At 42.6% G+C, this 23,633-nt stretch carries 21 protein-coding genes, 1 tRNA gene and 3 riboswitches; of the genes, 15 read left to right on the top strand and 7 right to left on the bottom strand.

The features are described 5' to 3' along the window. Positions 1-125: 125 nt before the first annotated feature. Positions 126-758 (bottom strand): DNA oxidative demethylase AlkB, encoded by a 633-nt coding sequence (gene alkB, locus BM232_RS00760; RefSeq protein WP_091711279.1) that lies wholly within the window; start codon positions 756-758, stop codon positions 126-128. 334 nt (positions 759-1,092) lie between these two features. On the opposite strand from alkB, the gene BM232_RS00755 reads away from it, so the two are divergent. Then, positions 1,093-1,647: a TMEM165/GDT1 family protein gene (locus BM232_RS00755; protein WP_091711278.1), complete on the top strand. Its 555-nt coding sequence runs from the start codon at positions 1,093-1,095 to the stop codon at positions 1,645-1,647. A 76-nt stretch (positions 1,648-1,723) separates the two neighbouring features. Here BM232_RS00755 and BM232_RS15170 read toward each other — a convergent pair whose 3' ends face one another. Beyond that, the gene (locus BM232_RS15170; protein ID WP_091711277.1) at positions 1,724-3,040 is read right to left on the bottom strand and encodes a methyl-accepting chemotaxis protein; all 1,317 of its coding nucleotides are present in this window, start codon (positions 3,038-3,040) and stop codon (positions 1,724-1,726) included. 469 nt (positions 3,041-3,509) lie between these two features. Continuing rightward, positions 3,510-3,593: riboswitch (cyclic di-GMP riboswitch) on the top strand. 14 nt (positions 3,594-3,607) lie between these two features. Here BM232_RS15170 and BM232_RS00745 point away from each other — a divergent pair. Next, complete coding sequence (locus BM232_RS00745; RefSeq protein WP_091711276.1) at positions 3,608-4,102, top strand: hypothetical protein; 495 nt, start codon at positions 3,608-3,610, stop codon at positions 4,100-4,102. Positions 4,103-4,343: 241 nt separating this feature from the next. Here BM232_RS00745 and BM232_RS00740 read toward each other — a convergent pair whose 3' ends face one another. Beyond that, positions 4,344-6,329, bottom strand: coding sequence for an autotransporter family protein (locus tag BM232_RS00740; RefSeq protein WP_091711275.1), 1,986 nt, complete (start codon positions 6,327-6,329; stop codon positions 4,344-4,346). 465 nt (positions 6,330-6,794) lie between these two features. On the opposite strand from BM232_RS00740, the gene BM232_RS00735 reads away from it, so the two are divergent. The 5 genes from BM232_RS00735 to BM232_RS00715 all read left to right on the top strand — a co-directional run bounded on the left by BM232_RS00735 (position 6,795) and on the right by BM232_RS00715 (position 10,710). After that, positions 6,795-7,088, top strand: coding sequence for a hypothetical protein (locus BM232_RS00735; protein ID WP_218153266.1), 294 nt, complete (start codon positions 6,795-6,797; stop codon positions 7,086-7,088). Between the two features lie 228 nt (positions 7,089-7,316). Beyond that, positions 7,317-7,940, top strand: a complete 624-nt coding sequence (locus tag BM232_RS00730) for a hypothetical protein (protein ID WP_091711273.1) — start codon at positions 7,317-7,319, stop codon at positions 7,938-7,940. 212 nt (positions 7,941-8,152) lie between these two features. Beyond that, positions 8,153-8,425 (top strand): hypothetical protein, encoded by a 273-nt coding sequence (locus tag BM232_RS00725; RefSeq protein ID WP_091711272.1) that lies wholly within the window; start codon positions 8,153-8,155, stop codon positions 8,423-8,425. 63 nt (positions 8,426-8,488) lie between these two features. Further along, positions 8,489-9,133: a hypothetical protein gene (locus BM232_RS00720; RefSeq protein WP_091711271.1), complete on the top strand. Its 645-nt coding sequence runs from the start codon at positions 8,489-8,491 to the stop codon at positions 9,131-9,133. Between the two features lie 781 nt (positions 9,134-9,914). Beyond that, positions 9,915-9,999: riboswitch (cyclic di-GMP riboswitch) on the top strand. Positions 10,000-10,023: 24 nt separating this feature from the next. Next, entirely contained in the window at positions 10,024-10,710 is a 687-nt protein-coding gene (locus BM232_RS00715; protein WP_091711270.1) for a hypothetical protein, read from the top strand. A 106-nt stretch (positions 10,711-10,816) separates the two neighbouring features. On the opposite strand, the gene BM232_RS00710 is transcribed toward BM232_RS00715, so the two are convergent. After that, positions 10,817-12,406, bottom strand: coding sequence for a phosphoethanolamine transferase (locus tag BM232_RS00710; protein WP_091711269.1), 1,590 nt, complete (start codon positions 12,404-12,406; stop codon positions 10,817-10,819). Between the two features lie 25 nt (positions 12,407-12,431). After that, positions 12,432-13,226 carry a COG4705 family protein gene (locus BM232_RS00705; RefSeq protein ID WP_091711268.1) on the bottom strand — a complete coding sequence of 265 codons (795 nt, stop codon included), beginning with the start codon at positions 13,224-13,226 and terminating at the stop codon, positions 12,432-12,434. A 479-nt stretch (positions 13,227-13,705) separates the two neighbouring features. Then, positions 13,706-13,792: riboswitch (cyclic di-GMP riboswitch) on the top strand. 17 nt (positions 13,793-13,809) lie between these two features. Here BM232_RS00705 and BM232_RS00700 point away from each other — a divergent pair. The 3 genes from BM232_RS00700 to BM232_RS00690 all read left to right on the top strand — a co-directional run bounded on the left by BM232_RS00700 (position 13,810) and on the right by BM232_RS00690 (position 16,973). Next, positions 13,810-14,457: a hypothetical protein gene (locus tag BM232_RS00700; RefSeq protein ID WP_091711267.1), complete on the top strand. Its 648-nt coding sequence runs from the start codon at positions 13,810-13,812 to the stop codon at positions 14,455-14,457. A gap of 138 nt (positions 14,458-14,595) precedes the next feature. Beyond that, a tRNA-Arg gene (locus BM232_RS00695) sits at positions 14,596-14,672 on the top strand. Positions 14,673-15,050: 378 nt separating this feature from the next. Beyond that, positions 15,051-16,973 carry a methyl-accepting chemotaxis protein gene (locus BM232_RS00690; RefSeq protein ID WP_091711266.1) on the top strand — a complete coding sequence of 641 codons (1,923 nt, stop codon included), beginning with the start codon at positions 15,051-15,053 and terminating at the stop codon, positions 16,971-16,973. A 102-nt stretch (positions 16,974-17,075) separates the two neighbouring features. On the opposite strand, the gene BM232_RS00685 is transcribed toward BM232_RS00690, so the two are convergent. Then, a complete protein-coding gene (locus tag BM232_RS00685; RefSeq protein WP_091711265.1) occupies positions 17,076-18,443 on the bottom strand; it encodes an acetamidase/formamidase family protein in 1,368 nt (455 codons plus the stop codon). Between the two features lie 234 nt (positions 18,444-18,677). Continuing rightward, on the bottom strand, positions 18,678-18,908 hold the full coding sequence (locus BM232_RS00680; RefSeq protein WP_091711264.1) for a sulfurtransferase TusA family protein: 231 nt from the start codon (positions 18,906-18,908) through the stop codon (positions 18,678-18,680). A 101-nt stretch (positions 18,909-19,009) separates the two neighbouring features. Here BM232_RS00680 and BM232_RS00675 point away from each other — a divergent pair, with 101 nt between their 5' ends. Genes BM232_RS00675 through BM232_RS00655 form a run of 5 tightly spaced genes read left to right on the top strand, consistent with a single transcriptional unit; the run spans position 19,010 to position 23,616 of the window. After that, positions 19,010-20,455 (top strand): beta-barrel assembly-enhancing protease, encoded by a 1,446-nt coding sequence (locus BM232_RS00675; RefSeq protein ID WP_091711263.1) that lies wholly within the window; start codon positions 19,010-19,012, stop codon positions 20,453-20,455. Beyond that, positions 20,455-20,943, top strand: a complete 489-nt coding sequence (locus tag BM232_RS00670; protein ID WP_091711262.1) for a thiosulfate oxidation carrier protein SoxY — start codon at positions 20,455-20,457, stop codon at positions 20,941-20,943. Before BM232_RS00675 ends, BM232_RS00670 begins: the two co-directional genes overlap by 1 nt. Next, the gene (gene soxZ / locus BM232_RS00665) at positions 20,943-21,260 is read left to right on the top strand and encodes a thiosulfate oxidation carrier complex protein SoxZ (protein ID WP_091711261.1); all 318 of its coding nucleotides are present in this window, start codon (positions 20,943-20,945) and stop codon (positions 21,258-21,260) included. The genes BM232_RS00670 and soxZ overlap by 1 nt, the downstream gene beginning before the upstream one ends. Next, positions 21,257-22,975 (top strand): PAS domain-containing protein, encoded by a 1,719-nt coding sequence (locus BM232_RS00660; protein WP_091711260.1) that lies wholly within the window; start codon positions 21,257-21,259, stop codon positions 22,973-22,975. Before soxZ ends, BM232_RS00660 begins: the two co-directional genes overlap by 4 nt. Continuing rightward, entirely contained in the window at positions 22,972-23,616 is a 645-nt protein-coding gene (locus BM232_RS00655) for a response regulator (protein WP_091711259.1), read from the top strand. The genes BM232_RS00660 and BM232_RS00655 overlap by 4 nt, the downstream gene beginning before the upstream one ends. Positions 23,617-23,633 lie beyond the last annotated feature (17 nt).

The following is a 23,633-nucleotide window of genomic DNA, read 5'->3' as shown; positions in this document are numbered from 1 at the left end:
AATAAAGCCACTAAAAACAGCTTACGAAACCTGTAGGCTGATAGTTAAAAGTATCAAAACGCCTCAATTAAATTTGGCTTTCATACTCGAAATTAATCCATTATGCGGATAACGTTTTTTTTAGTCTAGTCGATAATGGTCCCTGTATCGCGAAATGTCAGGTTATATCTTAATTGGCCTGTTAAGTTGTGATGAGCCAGTTTGATCGGCTGTATGCCATGAAAACGCAAACGATCCAGGCCTCCCCAGATGACGATATCACCATGGTTGAGCAAATGGTAGCTGGGTTTTTCATTACGTTTATTGCCACCAAACTGAAATATGGCTGATACACCGAGTGAGACAGAAACGATAGGCTGGGTGTAGTCGTTTTCATCCTTATCCTGGTGTAAGCCCATACCGATTCCTGGAGCATACTGATTGATAAGACAGGCATTGGGGTGGAAGTGATGGAATCCTACCAATGAAGCATACTTTTCTGCGAGCGTTTCAAATAACCCTGGCATGGATGGCCAAGGCATATTTGTCAGAGGATCGATAGCCGTATAACGGTAACCTTTATGATCACTTACCCAGCCTAAGTCACCACAATTCGTCATTTTTGCCCCGACATAATATCCGCTCTTTGTCGACATTTGTCTAAATGGGGAGAGGCTGGTGATATGCGTTATTTCGGTGAGTAAGTTTTCGGCGATCGGTTGGGCTACACCTTTAAGAAGGTAGCTTTGCTCTGCAAGTTTGATAACAGTGTCAGACATTGTGCTTTAGAAAACGTATGTGGCAGTTCAGCAAGTTGATGAGTGTGGTGTGTGCAAATGATTTCTCCCAAAGATTGTACAAAAGGCGCCAATAAAAGAATACAGATCCACAGTAGGCAAATCATGGCAGAACAGCTAGAATATCATCATCGTCTTGGGGGAGTAGTCTACTCACCTACCGGTGTTTGAAGCTGTCAACATAATTGAACCCTCAAGGTTCATGGCAGTTTCGTACCAGCTTAGCTGGTATTGACAAGACCTAAGACAAATAATGATCCCTTTTGGCGGGAGGTCATTATTTGTCTTGGTATTGTTATCCCGCCGGAGCCTTTAAATGGATGCTTTTTTTACTTCAGTTCTCACAGTTTCGCTAGCGGAAATTGGTGATAAAACTCAGCTTTTATCGTTAATGTTAGCTGCACGTTTTAGTCATAAATCAGCCATCGTGGCTGGAATCCTCGTTGCTACACTACTTAATCATGCTGCATCTGCCTGGCTTGGCACATGGCTGGGACAATTTATTCTTGGTCCAACAGGTCAGTGGCTGCTGGGCTTGAGTTTTATTGCGATGGCCGGTTGGTTATTGATACCGGATAAGCAAGATGATGATGCCATTAAATATGCTAAATATGGGGCATTTATCGTAACCACGGTGTTATTTTTTATTGCTGAGATAGGTGATAAAACACAAGTTGCTACGATTGCGCTTGCCGCGACTTACCAGAATATCTTTATGGTGACACTAGGGACTACCATTGGAATGTTATTAGCAAATGTCCCGGTGGTTTATGCTGGAGAAGCTATGTTGAAAGTCATTCCTTTGAATGTGGCCAGATGGGCTGCTGCCATAGCATTTGCCATTATTGGTTTAACGATTATTCCATGGTAAGCACTGAGCGATTTGCACTAATGAACATCATCGAGCCGGATATTTTATGCGGCTCGATGATTTATTACTAATAGCATTAGTGAAGATTAGATAAATTTTCAACCACTTCCACGACTTTTTGGGCGCCACTTCTGATTTGACTGATGGTATTACCCGCCGTATTAGCAAGCTCAACACCCGACTCGACACCTGACATGCTTCCTGACATGCTTTTTATAACGGAGTCACTTTTTGACTGGATTTTATTAATCATCGTCGCTATTTCGGCTATGGACTGTGATGTACGTGTTGCCAACGAACGTACTTCATCAGCAACAACAGCAAAGCCTCGCCCACTGTCACCTGCTCTGGCAGCTTCTATCGCAGCATTCAGGGCAAGTAGATTTGTTTGTTCAGTAATATCACTGATCGTTTTAACGATAAATGATATTTGTGCTGTTTCGGTACCAAGTTGTTCCAGTTCGATTGAAGAGTGACTGAACTGTTCTTTTAAATGCTGAAGTTTATCAATGGTTTTGAAGATAATATCCTCACCTTCCGATGATAACTTTTCTGTTTCCAGAGAGACTGTATAGGCGGTATTTGCAGCGGTTTTTTCTTCTTTCGAACGACGTACTTTTTCGGTGATGTCGGTCGCAAACTTAATGACCTTATAAGGTTTGCCATCAGCATCAAATACAGGGTTATAAGTGGCTTCCAGCCAAACAGGCGATTGATATTTATTTATACGTTTAAAGTTGTCTGCAATAAAACGACCGTCGTTTAATTGTTCCCAGAATTTGGCATATTCCGGGCTTTTCACATAGTCTGATTCACAAAAAATTCGGTGAGGTTGTCCTTTGATCTCATCCAACGTGTAACCCATAAGATTCAGAAAGTTTTGATTAGCATGAGTAACATGACCCTTCATATCAAACTCAATCACTGCCATGGAACGATTAATGGCTGATAACAGACTCTCATTACTACGAGAGTGTTTTACCCGCTCGGTAACATCGTTGGCAATTTTGATCACTTTGATAACTTTATTGTCGGTATTTTTTACAGGGAAATAATTGGCTTCAAGCCAGAGATCGTTGCCATTTTTATGCTTACGTAACACTTCACCGCTAAAGTACTCACCGTTATTTAAATTTTTCCAAAAATCTTTATACCGAGCTGAGCTGACTTCAGCATCATCACACAAAACCTGATGGCGTTTACCTATTAATTCTGACGCAGAGTAACCAGTGACATGAGAAAAGTTACCATTAATTTTTGTGATAACACCATCAGGTGTGAATTCAATAATTGAGAGCGAGGATTGCATCGCTGTGTAAACTTCCAGCAAGGGCTGCAACTCTTTTTCCAGTGCTGCTTTTTCGGCCAATAACTGCTTAGTTTTTCCAAACATGTCTTTTCTTCCTCTTTGAATATTGCGCGCAACAATGTTGCATGCATTTTATATCGGCAGAGGAAAATTAATGATTAAATATTTATGGGAAAAATATGAGACTTATCACGTTATGGCAAAAATATGTTGTTTTTAAGTAGTTAGTGCTTTGAGGTAAAGCTTTTGAATGAGCTTTATGCTTGCTGTGTAAAAGTAAAAATCTGTAGCAGTACTTAAACGTGACATCTCGACTGCTGATTTAAAGACTATTTTTAAACCGATCTCAAATCGAGATATATAGATGAGTCAAAATTATCACTGAACATTATGCTGAGTCAGCTGTTTACCAGGAATAGTAAGTCGTTCTTTTTGAGCAAAATCATACTTTAGGACGATATTTTTTTTCATTCGAGTTAAGTAATCTGTAAATAACAGAATTTTATGAATATTTATCTGTTATGAGTTACTAAGAATTACTAACTTTAATTCAATATATTAACGCCAAACTTGACGTGAGTCAGGGACGGAAAACCTACAGCTGTGCATTAGGTGGCATCAGGGCTGGGCTGCATTAGATGGAAATTTCTTATGAAAAAAAAATTGTGGATGCTATTAAGCCTTGTTTTATTGACATTATCCCATAACACCTGGGCAGCAACTGTTGTTAAAGCTACTTTTGATGCCGGATGGCCGGAGTATGATGGTGGTAAATTTAAGTTTTCTGGCAATTTTGTCGGTGAAGATCTGAATAATGATGGTCTGTTGTCTTTCGGAGAGTTTTCCGTATTTAATTGGAGCTCAACATACAATTCTTTCACCTTATCAGACTTGTTTGATACGGGCGATATTAATATTGATACGCAAGAATGGCTGAATAATGGCCTGAGTTGGGTTGGGCGTGACAATTTAGCTTACATAACGTGGGCGGATAGAGAGCAATCAATAAATACTAATATCAAGGGTGAATATCGCTTTACCTCTTTCGAGGTTTCAGCTGTCCCACTTCCACCAGCAGTCTTGCTATTTGCACCTGCACTACTGGGTTTTATGGGCTTACGCCGCAAAGCCAAACTGGCCGCCTAGATAAGTCAAAGTATTTCAAAAAAGAAAAGCCGTCACAGTGTGGCGGCTTTTTTTATTTCTCGCGTAAGTATTTTATTCACACTGCAATGTTAATTGATCAGAAACAATATTCAGTTTTCGTGCTTAAGGCTAATCGCCGTTATAATACCAGCCCGATGTCTTCGTAGCTCAGCTAGATAGCGCGTTGATATAAAAAAGCCCCAACATTTTGGGGCTTTTTTATTGAAAATATATGGTTAAGTTAAAACACATATTCCAGACTAACACTGCCGGCGGCATAATTCTCATCACGGTCACCGCCAAACTCAATATCGGCCACCAGGCTAAGGTTGTTGTTATCCGCTACGCGTAATGTGGCACCGGCAAACCCGCCTGTGACACTTTCATCACCGGCAGTCGCAAACTTGAACTGACTACCGGCGATGCTGACTTTGGTATCGTCATCATCGGTATGACGTGAGTTCAGGCCTACTCGGAATTCAAATTCACTAGCCTCATCAAACTGATAAGCAGCCGCTAATTGTGCTCTTGCAGTTAATGCCTTGGCTTTGCGGTCATCTACACTCAGATTAGAATTGGTGGTGCCCGATTCACGGTAACCATCCAGCCAGGCCATGCTGTAATTCACACTGACAGAAGGGCGCAGCTCAAGACGGTCATTAACGCTAAAGGCTGAACCAAGAGTGATGCCGGGGCTGATAAACCAGCTATCAAAATCAGACTTGGCTGTTTCAAAACCATTCAGGTTATCGACAACAAGCCTGTCATTTTCATGGTCGCCGTAACCGGCAATCAGTGAGCCTGTGATATTAAGACCATGGGTTTTACGGTTGGCATAAACGCCGATGTAATAATTATCTGCTTCTGTTTCAAACGACGCGGTCTGGGTATCTGTCTTACTTCGCACAACACCACCCATCAAGCCTGAACGGTGACCACTTATATCCCACTCATAACCGAAGTTCACGCCGACATGGTGATGGTCATAAGCAATCGCGCCACCTTCGGCATCACGGTCAAACCTGCCACCAAAGACTTGCGCCCAAGCCACCGGTTTATGCTCTTCAAAATACATACCGGGAGATAACTCAAGCGACGCTAGCTGTACCTGTTTCAGTGGTGTGGTCTGCGCCATACGCTGCCCAATCACATTGTGGATGGATGAGGTCATGCCGGCTAACGCCACCCCGCGGGTGGATTCACCTGTCGGGTCGAGCGTGATCACTTGAGCGCGGGCAGTGTCACCCACCACCACGCCCGGCGTGAATAGATTGATATTCTCGGTATTCAAAATAGACAAATTGGCAGAGGCGCTGCCGCTGTATATATTGACGGTGTCGTTATCGCTGCCATTTTGGCCTAAATCAATCCCGCCAATAATTTGTGAGCCAGATAGCAGGTTGACAGTGGTATTGCGATCCGAAGAAAGGTCGCCGGAAATAGCTAAGCTATCCGGGCCGGTGGCAGAAATCAGGCCGCTGTTGTTGATGGTCGCATTGTCGCCTGTAGACCTAATGCCATCAGCGCGTTCACCTGTTGTTGAAATACTGCCGCTGTTGTTGATGGCGGCGTCAGTGCCATTTGAGTTAATGCCATCAGCGTTTTCACCTGTTGTTGAAATGCTACCGCTATTGTTCGTAGTGTTGTTGCCTCCTGACAAAATGCCGTATGAGCCAGCTCCGCTGGTGGAGATGCTGCCACTGTTGTTGATGGTGCCACCTAATGACCGAATGCCGTATGCATAAATACCACTGGTGAAGATACTGCCACTGTTATTAATGGTAGCGTCAGTGCCTATTGAGTATATGCCGTTTGCATTGTCACCACTGGTAGTGGAGATGTTGCCACTGTTGTTGATGGTGGCGTAATCGCCAGTTGACACAATGCGAACTGCATCTTTACCGCTGCCAATGATGTTCCCGCTGTTGCTGATGGTGGCATTGTTGCCACGTGAGTAAATGCCGTATGCATTATCGCCACTGGTTGTGATAGAACCATTAGTTTCGATATTGACATTATCCCCGGGTGCATCAATAGCAATGACACCCGATGTGCTGAGCTCGCCACCCGTTTCAATAGTGCCGGTTTCATTGTCGTTAAGGGTTTGCTGGGTTGTGACCGTCTCACCATCCTTAATCGTAAAACTGGCTCCAAAACTTGTGGGTGACAAGGCCAATAAGATAACAGCAGATAACGGGCGTAAAGCTATTGACGAGCAGGCCGACATGTTCAAAATCCTTATAAAAAGCGCAGTATTGGGATATATACTAGGATGTTACAAAGTTAGTCTGCAAGCCGATATACACTAAATAGAGACTAGACATTTCTGAAAAAAACAGAAAGCCCCATGGTATGGGGCTTTAGGTGTGCTTTATTAGGTGCGATGTTTTTTTGAAATTAAAACGCATACTGCAAGGTGAGACTCCTTGCTACATAATCCTCATCACTATATACCGCCGAACTTGACATCGGCAATCAATGCGAAATTGTTGTCATTCATCACCCGTAAGGCTGAGATAAATACCAAAAAAGCTATCTTTAACGAATCAAAATGATGTGCTGATGGTGTTTGTCTGTTTTGAGTTATTGAAATGAGCGTTTGAGCGTCAGGGCATTGATAACTTGGTAAAGGTGTTTGTGGACAAATATTGAGCAGTTTTTTCCACTTAACTTTGATTTTAAGGTTGAGTTGATGCCGTTCAGTTGCCGGTCATTATTACTGGTTAAGGGACAAGTGTTAGGAATAAGTGATTATGAGCAGTGTGTCACAGCTTGTGAAAACGTTATTTGGCAGTTTGAAAGGTTACAGGTTGTTTATGCTGTTTTAAGTAGTCCAAATCTTAATCCGAACCACCCAGAAGTCGAGAAAATGATGGAAGTCATGCTTGAAATTACTCCAGAAAGTATCAATGACTACCTTGCGGAGAATCAACGCCAGTTCCTGACGTTTGTAAAAAATGTCTATGAAGAACAGTTCAAACTATAGCCACGGAATTAAAAGCTACTGTTCAACTACAGAGTCAATGCCTCCTTAGTTCTCTCAAGTAGGGGGGGGAGCCTGTGATTATAGTCCATATGCGGCTCTGTGGCTCGTTTTTAAGCTAGTTTATCAAGCCGAGGTAGGTTGCCAAGGATGGATGGTCTGGGCCCATATTCGTTGCACTTTTTTTGGGGAGCCTTGTAGTTTTTACTTAGCTACTTGTGAGTATTGAAAATGAAAAAAAGAGTCACTGTTACCATCAAGAAGGCTGGACTCAGAACGACTAAAACAGAAGTAGGTGTCATAAAAAAAGGAAACAAAATAACTTCTGAAAGTAGTGCTGATATGTCTCTCTCAGATGATAAGTCTTCAGAAGCTGCAAATACTCAAGCTCTTCGAGCTCTATCAACAGTATCAAAAGAACAAAAATGTCCAATGTGTGGCGAGACTATTACGAAAAAGTTCAGGAAACATACGAAAAGCTGTCAACAAAGAATTGAGAAAGAGAGAAAAGAGAAACGAGCGATGTTCAATGCTCAGCTAAAAAAGCTGAGGAAAAGTCAGATGAGTTCGACAGGATACAAACCTAAAACCAAGAGCATCACTAGCAAGAAAAAAAGGCATGGAGACATTGTCCTCTATTCTCAAGTGGGAGTACGGAATGATGAGGTACTTTTTTGTTCATTATGCAAGAAAAAATCATCTACAACATGGCGTTACACTAAGAGCAACAAAGGCCCGGTTGACTTGTGTATAAATTGCAAAGACGTGGCGCCCAGAATAAAACAGAAATCAAGACGGGAAGGTTTTTTGATAAGACTTCCTGGTTCGTTTGAGAATGGCAAGTCTAGTAAATAGATATTAGATTCGGTTAACTCTGATATGGATGGTATCTCTCATTTTGCCTTAGCTTTTTGCCAAGGCGGCATTAGGCTAGATTTATAGTCCACATAGTTTAGTTTCAGGTAGTTTGGCAAGCCAATTGAATACGCAGAGTATATCGGCTGGACACATATAATGTACTTGTGTAGTTTTCTCGGTTCTTAAAGTAATAAGAAAAGGATTTCATGATGGGAAAGTTGAAAAAAACAGCTGAACTTGGTGTGGGTGCGGGTGGAGCAATCTCAACTGTTTGTGGTCTGGTTGCTGATTTTTTTATGCCAGTTGCTCCGTATGGTATCTATTTAGGCTTCATTGGCCTTCTACTACTCCTAATTTCGCTAGTATTATTTTTTATTCCGTTCACAAATAAAAGGCTGGCTGTAGCTATGAACGATAGCTGGTATCTGCCCTCTTTTGTTTTATTGTTAGTCTTTACTACTTCAATGTTCGGTTTTTACTAATTTGGCAAAAGTGTACAAGGTGGTAGCGGTTATTTAGCTGGTAGTTTTGAAGAACTGAGCCATTTGCAATCACAAATTCTTGCAACTAACCTTCAGATAGAAGCAAACACAAGAGAGACTGCTTCGAATACAAAGCGTACAGCTGAAAATACTGGTGCCTTGACCAATTTGGTCAAACGAGAAACCAGCGATGATCCTCGCAAGGAATTGGGCAACCTTGGTTGGAGCTGGTCTCAAGAGTCTTTCTATGATGCTGTGGCAACTGATAACGACGTTGTAGTGAATTTATTTTTGCAAGGCGGAATGAGGCTGACATCACATGGCTACTATGAGTACGGACTTAACACGCTGATTGCTACTGGAGCCGCTCATGGGCAGTTGGTCAAGCTGTTGGAAGGACAATTTATAGACAAAAAAATAATTAACCTGACAGCTTCTTATGCAATGATGTCCAACAATAGAAAAGTCTATCTGATTGCAGAGAAGCTACTGGCTACTGTTCCAGATGGTGTTATTCCAAATGGTTTGTCCCTTAATCCTCTAACTGTAGCCATATGGACTGGAAGCCCAAAAATTAGCAATTTGCTAAAAGAGTATGGGGCAACGACTGAGCCATATTGTGCCGTAGTTGAGTACAAGACTGATCGGTGTCTCATTAATATCGACCCACTTGTTGAGGCTGAAAAATATGGGATAACTAATGACTGAGAGTGTTCAATCTCATTGCAATGCCGGTTCGCTGCCGACTCTGCCGTGATGGGCTCGAACCATCTATCACTAATATTCCGGGCGTGGTTCATTTTACCTCTTTGAGGTTTGAGCTGTTCCATTTCCACCAGCAGTCTTGCTATTTGCTTCCGCACTTCTTGGTTTCATGCGATTGCGATGCAAAGCAAAACTGGCTGTCTAAATTAAATAACAACATTTCAAAAAATTAAAGCCGTCATACACTGAGGCTTTTTTTATTTATCCTGATGTGCTGGTTTTAGAATTTCACTCTAAAACCAGCAATTAGCCACTTATCAATATAATCCTTGAATCTATTGAGGTTTGGCGTACTGTAATTTCGGTATTGTTAATTACACAATACAAAGCACAAATACCAACTTTATAATCCCAATTATCAGGCTAGATACCTTCTTCGTATACTTTGTATCACCACAGCTAAATCTAAATCTAATTTAGAAAGAAAGCTGGAGCTATATGAAAGGTGCATTATTTTGGCATTTCAAATCATCGAACAGACCATACTGTCCAAGTCACTCACTCTTATTACGCTGGACTAAAACGATACATGTTTAAATGAGCCTATATCTTATCTCTGAAAACTATTTTGAATAAGAATAGAACCCCAGTTTTTTTTAAAAAATTAGTACCAAAGTACAATGTGAATTTTCATTTTATTATGTAATAGTCAGAGCGGATGAGTCTTAATTAATATCCATTACTAGTGAGTTTAGTGAATCATGTTTTCATTGAACTCTGTTCGATACATTAACGCCAAACCTGATGTGAGTCAGGGACGGAAAGCCTACAGCTGTTTACTTTAGTCACTACAGGGCTGGGTTGCAAAATTCGTAAATATAAGGAAATACAAAATGTATAGAAAACTTTTTGCAACAGTAGTTACTTTGTCAGCATCAATGATATCTGTATCGGTAAACGCTGCAAATATTGGCTGGACTGACTGGACAAAAACAAGCCAGAAAACAGCGTCTGGAACTATGGCTTTTGGTAGTCAAAATGTCGGAGTTGATTTTAGCTCAAGTTCAGATGCTTATTTCATAGAATCGGGAGCAACAGATAATTGGTGGGGTAATGCCTATACTAATGGGACTGTGAGTAACCTTCCATCATCACATGAAATTATCGGTTTAGGTCTTGGTGGTACGGTTGAAATAAAGTTCTCACAAACAGTGTTGAACCCATACATCGCACTTGTTAGCTGGAATGCAAATAATGTTGATTTTGGTGATACAAAAATTAAATTTGATAGTACTGGTGTAGGGAAGTATGGTTCAGGCTCACCAAATTTATATCCTGACGGTACTGGGTTTACTACTCCTAACTCTAAATACGGAGAATTGCATGGTGTCATTATTCTTGAGGGATTATTTGACTCATTCAGTTTTACTCACACCAGTGAAGGGTGGCATGGCTTTACCGTAGGTGCAGCAGGTATCGCACCTGTATCGGAAGTGCCTATTCCTGCTGCTGCATTCATGTTTGCTCCTGCGCTTCTTGGTTTCATGGGCTTACGTCGCAAAGCAAAACCGGCTGTATAGTTAATTAACAGCGTTTCAAGAAAAGAAAAGCCGTCACGGTGTGGCGGCTTTTTTATTTCTAGCATTGATGTTCAACTGCCGATCCGATGACGTTTAATCAGCAAACCTAATCTTTAGTGATGTCTAGTTCAGGTTTGTATACTTCAGTCTCAATTTCAAGCAAGCCCAAAAGCGTGTGGAAAATATTATCGTGCGAGAACTGCTCATTTGTTTTGGACTTTATCTGTTCAACATTGACTTCTTCCCGATCTACGTTCTGACCAAACCACATAAACATCGGCACATGTTTTTGCGTATCAGGAGCCAGCATGTAGGGAAGCCCATGTAAATAGAGTCCGTTTTCGCCCAGTGACTCCCCATTATCGCTGACATACATCATAATCGATTCAAAGTTGGGATCATTTTTTTTCAGTAGCTTGAGCGTTTTTGAGAGGAAGAAGTCTGTGTACAGAATGGCATTATCATAAGCATTGGTGATTTCTTCTGAGGTGCATTTTTCAAGCTGGTTGGTCTGACAAGTTGGCTTGAAATGCTCAAAATCTTTCGGATAACGCTTGTAGTATGCCGGACCATGATTACCCATCTGGTGGAGCACAATCAGAATATCGCCGGTAGGGTGATTATCAATATAGTTTTGTAGATTCGAAAGCATGCCTACATCCCGGCACTCCACATCACATATCGGGTTTACATCAGGTGATTTGTAACTCTGATACTCAGATCGGTCTGCCACACCTTTTGAGCTGGAGTTGTTATCCAACCAAAGCACATTCACACCAGCATGTTCAGCAATATCCAGCAAATTACCGATCGATTTGGCGTTGCCCGGATCGTAATCAGATCTGCCAGCCAGGCCAAACATACACGGCACAGAGACCGCGGTTGAAGTACCACAGGACCATACGTTGCTGAAGTTGATGATATTTTCTTGCTCCAGCCTTGGATTGGTTTTCTTAGCGTAGCCATTCAGAGAAAAATGGTCGGCTCGCGCGGTTTCGCCAACAACCAGAATAATTAATTCACGATCAGGCACCTCGGGTGAAATGATGGCGTCCAGACCAATTGGCGTGAAAACATCGGCATCAGCATGATAAAACGTGCCGATGTACTGACCGATGGAATAGATATAATAGGATGGATTTGCATAGTTTCTCAGCGATTTGTTTTCTCGCAGAAACGAGGCATAAAAGTTACCCAGTGACAAAATTGTGATAGCTGCGATGATAAGGCAGGCAGTGATGGTGACTAACTTTGAAACAACAGCGGCTCTGAATGACGGTTGAGATAACGGTGTTTTGTAGACAATCAGTGCCGGTACCACGCCGAGCAGGAGAATGTAGAGCGTCTGTTTCACACTCAGTAGGTCAAGCGCCTCTGCCGTGTCAGTTTTCATCACATTATCAATCATGACATCATCAATGATGACGTGATAAGTATCCATAAAGTAGGCACAGGCAGCCGACAACAGCAGAACGATAATCAGCACCGGTTTGATCGTGTGCCTATAACAAAGCAGCGATAGAATTAAGACGTTGACGCAGGTAAAGACGAGGGCCAGCGACAGGATAAGCAAGCCACTCTGAAATCCGTTCACAGGGTAGACTTCCATAACCTTCTGGAAAAAAGTGACGTTGCCTGAGATGATCAGAAATAACGCTGTCAGGATAATGAGTGTTATCGGGTGTAGTTTTTTCATGACGGTAAGATGTCTTGAAACGGTATCAAATAGAAAGTTCTTTAACGTCACGGGACTTCTCAGCCATTTTCTCTCGCATCAATGCGACGATGAGAATGAGGCTGAAAATCATTGAGGCGCCAACTGTGCCGATGCCAAGCCCACCGTGATCCGGTTGTTTAGTCAGCAAGTCACCGAATGTTGCCCCAAATGGACGGGTTAATACAAACGCTGTCCAGAAAAGTAACAGACTGGATACTCTGGTGTAATAGTGCAGCAGGGTGCAAAGCACCAGTAACCCGGCTATCAGCGAGGCACTGGTCGTAAATCCCATTTCGAGATCATCTGCAAGATAATCACCCGCAGCGGTGCCGAGGGTGTTTGCGACGAGAAAGGCTAACCAGTAATAAAGCTCTGCAGGGAAGGTTTTGATGTTTTCAACACTGATGGACTTTTCCTGTCTATACCAGATGCCCAGAATGCCCACAAGCAACGCCAGCAACAAAGCGGCACCGCCAGCATAGCCCAGGCCCAGCGTTCTATCGATATAATCCGAAATAGCGGTGCCGACTATCGCGGAAGCCGTAAAAACCAGCCAATACACGAGAGGCTCATAGCGCTTCATGGCCAGTTTGATGACTAAAAAGAAGCTGAAAATGGCCATAAATATGCCAATAGTCAGTCCATAACCCAACTCAAAGGTCATTGAGAACATATCGGCGCCGGTTTCACCCAACGTTGTTGCCGCAATCTTGATAATCCAGTAAAGCAGGATGATATGCGGAACCCGGTTAACAGGTAAGATTGCTGAGGTTTGATTAGTTGGAACAGATGATTTCATCAAGCAATTTCCTTAAGCAGCATTTTTGAAGTAACGATAGAATATGTAAATAAGAATCAATGCTATTATTAAAAGCTTAAGGCTGACTTAATGAGTAGAAAATGACTTTGATGCTTTCAGCATTCTTTAGTTAATTTTCACTGATGATCGGTTCAAGATATAAGATGATGAGCAACATTCAGTTGTCGTGAGGTGTTTGCTTAACAATAGCCGTTCAACTACCGAACCGATGACGGTTAATCAATAAACAACATTCAGTTTTCGAGCTTGGCGCTTATCACTGTTATAATGCCCGACCAGTGTCCCCGTAGCTCAGCAGGATAGAGCATTGAATATTTATCTGTCCACAATGAGAAAGATAGGGCGGGGAATCCATTATTAGCTCTGATAATTAATATCAAAAATTTATTAATTAGTACCAAAGTACAATAGTTTTTAATAAAAATTTAATGTGACAATAAGTAAGTGATTAAATCACTCTCGTTTTATGCCAAACTTGGCGTGAGCCTTGGACGGAAAACCACAGCTGTGCTTTTAAGAACAGGTATCAGGGCTGGGCTGCATACCTTTAAGGAGTTCGCCGATGAATAAGATGATCGCTACAATAATCTTCTCATTTTTTTCTTTACCTACCTTTGCCGCTCCCGTAGACATTGATTTGAGTGGGGCTACCTCTTCCACCCTGATTGATGCTGATGGGGCAAGTTTTTCACAAACTTTCACAGGTCAGACTGCATCTGGGTCAGGCATTTCAGGTTCCCCTACAGGTCCATTGTCACTAGCACCAAGTGGAACAATAAGTGTTGTCTCTTTTAACCCAGGTTGCACAGGTTGTGATTCTGGTAATTCACTTCTTACGCCCTCTAGTTTTCAGGGCCCATTGTCGATTTTGTTTGATTTTAATGCGGACAGTTTTTCATGGGTGATGGGAAGCTCTAATGCAGGATCCAACGTTACTGTAGATTTATTTTCAAATAATGGTAGTTTAATCAACACAGTATTAATCAGCATGCTGGACGGGTATAACAAATATTCTATCTCCGGCTTGGGTGCTTTTGCAGGACTTACTTTTAGAGACAATAACGACTCATATGGAGTACGTTACATGGATTTGTCTTATAATAGTGTTGCCGGTGTCTCTGAAGTTCCAATCCCTGCCGCAGCCTTGATGTTTGCGCCTGCACTATTAGGTTTTATGGGGCTTCGTCGTAAAGCGAAACAAGCCGCATAATAAAATCTAAGTTAGTTTGATGAAAGGCCGTCACATATCATTATGTGACGGCCTTTTTGTATGTGTACTGTTTATCTGTCGGTTGAATAAGTCAGAGGTCGATGTAAAAATGGCCGACTGTTATAATACTTAATCCATGTCCCCGTAGCTCAGCTGGATAGAGCGTCCCCCTCCTAAGGGGAAGGCCGCAGGTTCGACTCCTGCCGGGGACGCCATTTAATCTTCCTTTTTTCAATAAGTTACATTACTCTGGTTTCAGCGTCAGATTCCCAAAATGCCCATTTGGGACAATTTTGGGACACTTAAAATTGCTATTACGCACTGACGATTAATCTGAGAGTCGCTTTTAACTTATCCGTTTTTGTCTTTTTCCATGATGAAATGGTCTTTATCATCGACTTCTGACGCATCACTAATCTTACTTCCTATCATTTTATAAAACGTTGAAAGCTATTTATCAGCGTCTTCACTGACCAAGATTGATAGAAGTCGCTGATATTGGCGTCTCAAGTTTAGTAAAATTCTGGCGATACTCTCTTTATCATCAACTTAAAAGAATGGTTTAAGCCATCGTTACGTAGAGAGAGTGCAACATGTCGATCCAAAAGAAGTTTCTCATCGCACTGGCTTTATGCATCCTGTTGCTGGCATTAATTACCGTTGCTGCCTTAACTTATTCAGAGAATCAGTCTTTACATAAACGCTTGTCAATCCAGGCTGAGCAACTCTCTGACTCCACCGCAGATATGCTAAATGTAATTAACAGCTTGATGCTTGGTCAGGTTAGTAGCAGCATGCGATCTACGCTGGACATGATAAGTAATAAGGGCGGTGCTTCTCAGGCTGGCACGGTGGCAGTTAATGGCAATCTGGTGAATGATATTAGTTTTGGTGGTGAGCCCCAAGCTTTGAATTATAGTCTGGTCGATAAGATAGCTCAGCTGAATGGTGGGACTGCAACCATTTTTAGTAAACATAATGACGATTTTGTCAGAGTAAGCACCAACGTCCAGAAAGAGGGAAAACGTGCTATTGGCACCGTTCTCGACCCCAATGGTCTTGCCATCAAGCAAATTCGAGCAGGTAAGCCCTTCTATGGTGTTGTGGATATTCTTGGTGAGCCTTATTTCACTGGCTATGAGCCATTGAAAAATGCATTCGATGAGGTTGTTGGCATTGCTTATGTGGGCTACAAGGTCAACATGGAGGAAGTGAATGCAGTTATCGCCTCTGGTAAATTGCTGGATCAAGGTTTTATTGCCCTAATAGATGGTAAAAATCAAATTCGCCAACACTCGGCCCATCAGCTTAAGTCTGTTATTGCTGACGTGTTTAACAATCCTGGGGAAATATGGCGAGTGCATGAAAAGCTATTCTCACCTTGGGGCTACAAGATTGTGGTGGCATACTCGGAAGACGATATTTCTACTTTATTATGGCAAAAGGCGCTGGTGTATTTTTTTGTTGCATCAGTACTGGGCTTTTTAGTCGTGGGCTTGGTTTATTATCTGTTGCAGCGCGTAGTGGTCAGTCGTCTGGCCCAAACAACCAATACACTCGTTTCAATAACTGAAGGGGAAGGGGATCTGACACAAAGATTCAACTCCAGCAGTAAAGATGAATTCGGGCAGATGGCTAATGGTTTCGATAAATTGCTTGAAAGGGTCAGACAAACTATTGTCGCCGTCGAGTTCAAATCTAAAGAATTGGTTAACTCAGCGGAATCGCTAAACCAAATAGCTCAGAGCTCGGAGCGGATAAATAAAGAACAGGCCGTGGAAACAGAGCAGGCAGCGACGGCTGTCAATCAGATGAGTGCTACAGCACAAAGTGTGGCTGAAAGTACAATGTCAGGTGAACAGGCTTCTAACCAAGTCCAGCAACAGGCTTCAGAAGCATCACAATTTTTGAAACAAATGGCCGATGCACTAAAAGCTCAGGCAGATGAAATTAAAGCCTCAGAACAAACGCTGTTATCCCTGAAAAAAGCCAGCTCAGACATCGGCCAGGTATCAGATGTCATCCACAATATTGCTGAGCAGACCAATCTCTTATCACTGAATGCTGCCATTGAAGCTGCCAGAGCTGGCGAATCAGGCCGTGGTTTTTCAGTTGTGGCTGATGAAGTAAGGACACTGGCTGGTAAAACGCAAAGCTCGACCGGGGAAATTGAAGAACTGATTCAGCGCCTGCATGGCGATGTAGACAAAGTATCACAGACTATGCTGATACAGATTGAGCATGCAAATCATAATGTGCAAGCTAGTGAGACAGCGATTGCATCTATAGAAGGCGTTCTTTCTGCTGCGGATAAAATTCATGCGCTTAACACCGATATAGCCAGTGCGGCTGAACAGCAGAGTGCCGTTTCTGAAGAGGTCAGCCGAAATGTTACCAGTATCATGGACCATGCTCGTAAAAGCGCTTCTCATTCAGAGGAGACAGCAAAAGCCAGTCATGACTTACAAAGCCTGGCTGTCTCAATAAAAGAATTGATATCGCAATATAAAACTTAAAAAATTTCCGCTGGTTAATCTAGTTAATTTTTTCATTAAAAAAGGCTATCCGTAGATAGCCTTTTTTGCTTATATGACTAAGAAAATATAAAGCCAATCAGTTTAGTGAGTATCGCCAGCAAATACGCGTTTTTCAATGACGCCATGAACTCCCCAATTACCGTCAACAACTTGTGTAATACCGAAGTCAGCAGATACCGACATCAGTGAAATGGCTTCATCTTCACTGAGTCCTTTAGCTGTCATCAAAAAGTGACGCATTTTTCTAAAAGCATCACGCATGGCGTTATCAATAGACGATTTTGAGTAAATTTCACTCTGCGCTTTTTCTCCAAGTGCTTCAAGATAGTTAGGATAGCTAAAGCCGTGAACAACCCATTCGGTGTCTGTTTCCAGAAGAGGATAATCCAGACCTGCCAAAACCGTATCTTGCAGCTCATTTTGTTTATGGAGGATCACTTGGACGACGCCAGTCATTGAAGTTTCAATGGCAGTGCCAGCAAGTTCAGAGTCACCTTGTGCTGCATGAGGATCACCTGCACTGAGTAAAGCGCCTTCAACTGCAACTGGATAGTACATGGTGCCACCTTTACCAATACGCCAGTCATCAATGTTGCCGCCAAAGTAACCGGGTGGAATAGAGTCGACATAATCTGTTTCGACCGGGGCTACACCCATTGTTCCAAAGTGCAATCTGACTGGGACACGAATATTCTCAAGTACTTTTGTGTTTTTAGTGATTTTGCTGTGATCAACGGGAACACCGGGGTAGTCAATTTTTTCATGGACAACACCATTGGGGTCAGTCTGTGGAACCCATTGATAGTTGTAGACGGCTTTTGCCCAGTCTTTCTCGCCTGTTGCATCAAGCTTAAAAATAGTGATGACTTCACGCGGTTTGGGGTCTTCGATCATATCGTTGTAGTGATATCCCCACCATGCTGCAGCATTAACACCATATGTTTTGCCAGCATATTTAGGATTACCAGAAGGGCGTGGGTACATATCCAGAATGCGTACTTCAAGAACATCACCAGGTTCTGCACCACAGACATAGACTGGACCTGTTAAGACATGGACACCAAACCCTTCACCAGCACCACGACCATAGATTGATGCATCCATTGGGCCAGCACCTCGCCTGTCCACACCTTTATCATTTTTTTCCCATTTGAAAACACTCTCAGCGCCAGGGTCACCCTTTACCATTCTTTCTGCATCATCATTAGCATGATGTGTCAGGGTTTCCAGTGTGACAAAATCGCCAGAGTGAACAACTGCCTGTGGCGTTTTATTTTTACTAAAGTAGCCCCAATGAACTGTTTTATTGTTAGCCGGAATATAGTGATGTTTCGCTTCAGTTGATTCTGACTCACAGCTTATTTCAGCAAATACCGGGCTGCTTAACATTGTGGCAAAAATAGAACTGGCAATGAAACTGGTGTGTTTGAAAGGACTGACTTTGTTCATTAATAACTGCTCCGTATTATTTAAAATGAAAAACCATTTTAAAAACAAGCAGATAAGGTGCCACCTTTTACTTGAGCAATAAAACAGATATTAGTTGTTGTTTTGTATAGACTAAATTCTGATTAGCGCTTATTTAGTAGTATTTGGTGACATGCTGTTACGGATCATAACTGAGCAAGTGATCTATATTGGCGCGTAGTGTTATGACTTGCAGTGATTCAGTACGATGTCAGATTAGGCTTTCTCAACAACAAAATGATACTTCTCATCGACTTCAGACATCTCAATTAAGGTATTGCCCGTCATTTTACAAAAGGTCGGAATATCTTTATTCGCACCTTTGTCGGTTGCGATTAATAAAAGCCGTTGTCCAGGTGTCATATCGGCGAGTGCTTTCCTGGCTTTTAATACAGGAAGTGGACAATTGAGACCGGAGGTATCAATTTCTTTTTGAAATTCTGACATACTACTTGTCCAATTTATTCTTAAAACGATGTAATGATAAACGGATTTATATTCAGTGTCTCACTGGAACCGTGTAGCTAACTGGTGGGTCTATTTGGCTTATGAGAACAATATTTAATATCGTAAGTTTAGTTTTTTTCAGTCATCTTAGTACCGGCTGGGCTCTGGATATTGCCTTACCTGAAATGGGGGATAGTGCGGGCGCATTAATTTCCCCAAGAGAGGAGCAGGAAATTGGTCAGGCTTTTTTCTGGCGGCTGCAACAAAGCGCGGATTTGGTCGAAGATCCTGAAGTGAATAGTTATATCCAGTCCTTAGGTTATCGGCTGGCTTCTAATAGTGATGCACCTAATCTGAATTACACATTCTTTGTGGTCTCGGATCCCACTGTTAATGCGTTTGCGACACCTGGTGGTTATGTCGGGGTCAATTCTGGTTTGATTTTAACTGCCGCAAATGAAGACGAGTTAGCTTCAGTAATGTCGCATGAGATTGCGCATATCACTCAACGCCATATCTTAAGAAGTTTTGAAAATTCAAAACGGATGACGATTCCCAGAACAGCTGCGATGATTGCGGCCGCCTTGCTGGGCGCTGCCGATCCCAAAGCGGGTTCGGCAGCGATTATGGCGGTTCAGGCAGGCAGCATTCAGAGTCAGATTGATTACACAAGGGCGAATGAAGCTGAAGCGGATAATTTGGGGATGCAGACATTGGTGAGGTCTGGATTTAATCCTGAGGCAATGCCTAGTTTTTTTGAGAAACTACAAAAAGCTAGTCGGTTTTATGGTGGAGATGCTATTCCTGAATTTTTACGAACTCACCCAGTCACTACTTCGCGGATAGCTGATGCCAGAGGGCGTGCCGCACAATTAAAAGTCAAACCCCGGTTATCTGATCATGAGCAATTCTATTTAGTTAAAGAAAAGCTACGTGTAATGATGGCGCAGAATAGTCAGGATCTGATTAAGTATTATCAGCAGCAATTAACGGAAGATAAATCAGAAAATAAAGATGCGCTGAAATATGGCTATGTGCTGGCATTAATTAAAAGCGCGCAATATACCTTAGCACGTCAGCATTTGATGCCATTGATTGACAAAGAGCCTGACCGGTTGGCCTATCAACTGGCACTGGCAGATATTGAATTATCTGTAGGTAGGGTAAATGCAGCATTAGATATTTACGAAGATAATCAGCGTCTATACCCAGATGATCGTGCACTGACATTGAATGAAGTGCATGCCTTGTTAATAACAGGCCGACCCGATAGAGCAGCTAAGCTATTACAGACTCAGATTGAGCTGGGTGAAATAGGACGTCAGGTATATAAGTTAATGGCTCAGGCGAAAGGCGATATGGGGCAAAAAAGTGAGTCGCATGCTTGGCTGGCTGAGTTTTACTATCAGTCAGGCTTATTGGAAGCTGCTGCAGATCAATTACATTTGGCTGCAGAGGCAGCTGGTCATAATGAGTATCAACTTTCTAAAATTGCTTCGCGATTACGGGAAGTTGAGAGTGCGATGAGCGAGATGGAAAATAAATAATGATGGAGAATTCCGACAAGCAACGCAGGCAGTTTCTGAAACGGGCTATTTCAGCATCCACATTGGCCTTGGTTGCCAGCACTGGCTTGCTAGCTCCACGACGTGTATTAGCACATTGGCCCTCTGATGCTTTTACGGCAGATACAGTTGAAGATGCACTGCTGGCTTTATTAGGGCAGGCACAGGATATTCCAGAAGAGAAAGTCAGTTTTAAAGTGGGCTCGCCACCGAGCTATGCGGTTAATGGTGCCTCTGTTCCTTTTGAGGTGATATCCAGCTTGGAGAATATAGAGCGGATCGCTATTCTTGTTGATAAAAATCCCAACCCATTGGCAATGAGTATTGAACTCACAGCAGATGTAAAACTGCCATTCAAAAGTATGATTAAAGTGGCAGAAGATTCCAAAATCATTGCCGTCATTCGTGCTGACGGTAAGCTTTATCAAACCTCACGTGATATCTCTGTTGATATTGGAGGATGTTCCTGATGGCAATAACAGCCAGAGACCGAATACGTGCAAAATTAAAAGACGGTGATACAACTGTACGTGTATTACTTGCTCATCCAATGTATACGGGAAGAAGCAAAGACGAAAACGGTAAGTTGATTCCCGCCCAGTTTATTCAGGATATTCGTTGCTGGCGAAATGGTAACGAGGTGATGGCGATAAAGTGCGGGACGGCGACAGCCCGTAATCCTTATTTCTCTTTTCAATTGGCGGGAGGGGCAGTAGGCGATAAGATTATGATCCGCTGGGTCGATAATCTGGGCGCTAAAGGCGTGACAGAAACTGAGTTAAGATGAGTCTTAAATTAAAAGTTAATCTATTTTTTACCGTGCTTTTGCTGGCGGCATTACTGGCGAGTACTGGTGTTTTGATTACCAATGCACGCAAATCTGTTCAGGTTGAAGTAGAAGATACGATGACTGCTGCTGCACGTCTTATCACTCTGACCTTAGCCGATAAACCGCTTAACCGTGAATACGGTATTAACCAACAAATCCATGAAATGGTCAAAGCGCTGAGTCAGATAAGAAGTCTGCATATTTTGATGTTTGATTCGCAGGGGCTTCTTTTCGAAGGGGAGCCGGATGAAACGCTCAAAGTAGAGCCGCCTGAGTGGTTTGTTAAAGTACTGTTTCCCGAAGTCACGCCTCTGTCTAAACGGTTCGGAACCGGGCATATGGTTATCTATGCTGCACCTATGCAAGAAATCAGTGACCGTTGGATGGATATACGGAGCATTTTTGCTTTAGGCATGGTGGCTTTTGTATTTGTCAGTATTTTTCTTTACTGGGGTGTAGGCTGGTTTTTACGACCTTTGCAGCGACTATTGCAGGTTTTGTCTGCGTTTGAAAAGGGCGATCTGCACTTACGTCTGCCAGATTTTAGCTTGGCGGAAATGAATCAAATCAGCCATACCTTTAATAGAATGGGTCAGGCGCTGGAATTGAGTATGGCGGAAAATCAGCGTCTAGCTATGTTAGTCCGCCAGTCCGGTGATGCCATTTTGTCATTAGATCATGCCGGCAATATTACTTTTTGTAACTCTACAGCCGAACGTCTATTTGCAAAACAAACCATGGTGTTAAAAGGTGAAGCCCTGGCTAATCTCGGGTTTGAACAGTCTCATCAAAAAATAGCCGCCATTTTAGAAAACTGTGAAACCACTGAAAATATGGAGACCACACTGTTACGGCCAGATGGCGAAAAAGTGTCATTATTGATGTCCACTGTGCCATTATTTGATAAAGAACAGCAGGTCATTGGCCTGATTTGTACTTTGCGTGATATTACCGAGCTCAAACAGGCTGAGGCCGCCAGAATGCAGCTCAGAGAGACGCGTTTATTGACGCAACATATGGATGAAGTGCAAGAAGCAGAACGACGTCATTTAGCCAGAGAACTTCATGACGAGTTGGGGCAGTGCCTGACAGCGATTAAAACCGATGCGGTATTAATACGAAATCGTACAGAGCAGAGTGAGCCGCGAGTTTTCAATAGCGCGCAGGCTATTATTGATACGACGAGTCATATCTATGATGTTGTTCATAATATGATTACGCGCTTACGCCCGAGTCCTTTGGATGACTTAGGTTTGGTGCCGACGCTAGAGCAAGCGATTACCAGCTGGCAGACACGGGAGCCAGATATTCAGTTTGATATCAGGGTGTCAGGTCGTCTGGATAATCTGAATGAAATGATGAATATGACGGTATTCCGTGTGGTGCAGGAAGCAATAACCAATGCAGTCAGACATGCCGAGGCAAGTCAGATCAATGTTATTGTAAAAACACAGAAAGCCAGCAATAGTGATATAGATAATCTCTGTATTGAGATTAAAGACAACGGTAAAGGTATGGTTGTTAAAGACCTGCATTCTGACGTCGACTTTGGATTGCTAGGCATGCGTGAGCGTGCCCACAGCCTTGGTGGTGAGTTTGAACTTATCAGTGAGTCAGGTAACGGCGTTAAAGTCAGCGTGATTATTCCTCTAAGGGCGGACAGATTATTATGAGTCTGGATAAAAAAACAATATTGCTGGTTGATGATCATGAACTGGTGCGAGCGGGTTTTCGTCGACTTTTGGAAGATGGGGACAAATTCACGGTGATTGCCGAAGCAGGCAGTGGAGAACAGGCAGTTCAGGATTTCAGTAAATTTCATCCTGACATTGTTGTTATGGATATATCCATGCCTGGTATTGGTGGTGTCGGCGCAATAGAGAGAATTACTGCCCGAGATTCTTCGGCAAAAATTCTTGTCCTCAGTGTGCATGAAGATAGTGTTTTTACGACAAGAGCAATGCAGGCCGGGGCTTTAGGTTTTATTCCCAAACGAAGTGCTCCTGAAGAAATGCTACGAGCTGTAGAAATGGTCGCTCAGGGTAAAACTTGTATTGCCCCTGAAATTGCTCAGCAGTTAGCCATCCAGAAACTTACTGGTTCAGAGAATCCGATTGATGTTTTGAGTCAACGTGAGTTCGAAGTTTTTCGTTTGCTGGCGGAAGGTAAAACCGTAAATGAGATTGCTGACATATTGAATTTAAGTCCTAAAACAGTCGGAACTCATCACACTAATATCAAGCAAAAATTAAATGTCTCAAACTCTGCAGAGTTAGCCCGTTTAGCGATTCGAAGTGGTTTGCTTGATGCGTAAGAATAATATTCTTGCTT

Origin of the sequence: Methylophaga sulfidovorans (genome assembly GCF_900114205.1) — a bacterium.
GTDB classification, from domain to species: domain Bacteria; phylum Pseudomonadota; class Gammaproteobacteria; order Nitrosococcales; family Methylophagaceae; genus Methylophaga; species Methylophaga sulfidovorans.
This window is presented reverse-complemented; position numbering and strand designations above follow the sequence as displayed.

Coding starts and splice junctions, on each gene's coding strand:
- alkB (WP_091711279.1), bottom strand. CDS start 758: ATGTCTGACACTGTTATCAAACTTGCAGAGCAAAGCTACCTTCTTAAA.
- BM232_RS00755 (WP_091711278.1), top strand. CDS start 1,093: ATGGATGCTTTTTTTACTTCAGTTCTCACAGTTTCGCTAGCGGAAATT.
- BM232_RS15170 (WP_091711277.1), bottom strand. CDS start 3,040: ATGTTTGGAAAAACTAAGCAGTTATTGGCCGAAAAAGCAGCACTGGAA.
- BM232_RS00745 (WP_091711276.1), top strand. CDS start 3,608: ATGAAAAAAAAATTGTGGATGCTATTAAGCCTTGTTTTATTGACATTA.
- BM232_RS00740 (WP_091711275.1), bottom strand. CDS start 6,329: ATGTCGGCCTGCTCGTCAATAGCTTTACGCCCGTTATCTGCTGTTATC.
- BM232_RS00735 (WP_218153266.1), top strand. CDS start 6,795: ATGCCGTTCAGTTGCCGGTCATTATTACTGGTTAAGGGACAAGTGTTA.
- BM232_RS00730 (WP_091711273.1), top strand. CDS start 7,317: ATGAAAAAAAGAGTCACTGTTACCATCAAGAAGGCTGGACTCAGAACG.
- BM232_RS00725 (WP_091711272.1), top strand. CDS start 8,153: ATGGGAAAGTTGAAAAAAACAGCTGAACTTGGTGTGGGTGCGGGTGGA.
- BM232_RS00715 (WP_091711270.1), top strand. CDS start 10,024: ATGTATAGAAAACTTTTTGCAACAGTAGTTACTTTGTCAGCATCAATG.
- BM232_RS00710 (WP_091711269.1), bottom strand. CDS start 12,406: ATGAAAAAACTACACCCGATAACACTCATTATCCTGACAGCGTTATTT.
- BM232_RS00705 (WP_091711268.1), bottom strand. CDS start 13,226: ATGAAATCATCTGTTCCAACTAATCAAACCTCAGCAATCTTACCTGTT.
- BM232_RS00700 (WP_091711267.1), top strand. CDS start 13,810: ATGAATAAGATGATCGCTACAATAATCTTCTCATTTTTTTCTTTACCT.
- BM232_RS00690 (WP_091711266.1), top strand. CDS start 15,051: ATGTCGATCCAAAAGAAGTTTCTCATCGCACTGGCTTTATGCATCCTG.
- BM232_RS00685 (WP_091711265.1), bottom strand. CDS start 18,443: ATGAACAAAGTCAGTCCTTTCAAACACACCAGTTTCATTGCCAGTTCT.
- BM232_RS00680 (WP_091711264.1), bottom strand. CDS start 18,908: ATGTCAGAATTTCAAAAAGAAATTGATACCTCCGGTCTCAATTGTCCA.
- BM232_RS00675 (WP_091711263.1), top strand. CDS start 19,010: ATGAGAACAATATTTAATATCGTAAGTTTAGTTTTTTTCAGTCATCTT.
- BM232_RS00670 (WP_091711262.1), top strand. CDS start 20,455: ATGATGGAGAATTCCGACAAGCAACGCAGGCAGTTTCTGAAACGGGCT.
- soxZ (WP_091711261.1), top strand. CDS start 20,943: ATGGCAATAACAGCCAGAGACCGAATACGTGCAAAATTAAAAGACGGT.
- BM232_RS00660 (WP_091711260.1), top strand. CDS start 21,257: ATGAGTCTTAAATTAAAAGTTAATCTATTTTTTACCGTGCTTTTGCTG.
- BM232_RS00655 (WP_091711259.1), top strand. CDS start 22,972: ATGAGTCTGGATAAAAAAACAATATTGCTGGTTGATGATCATGAACTG.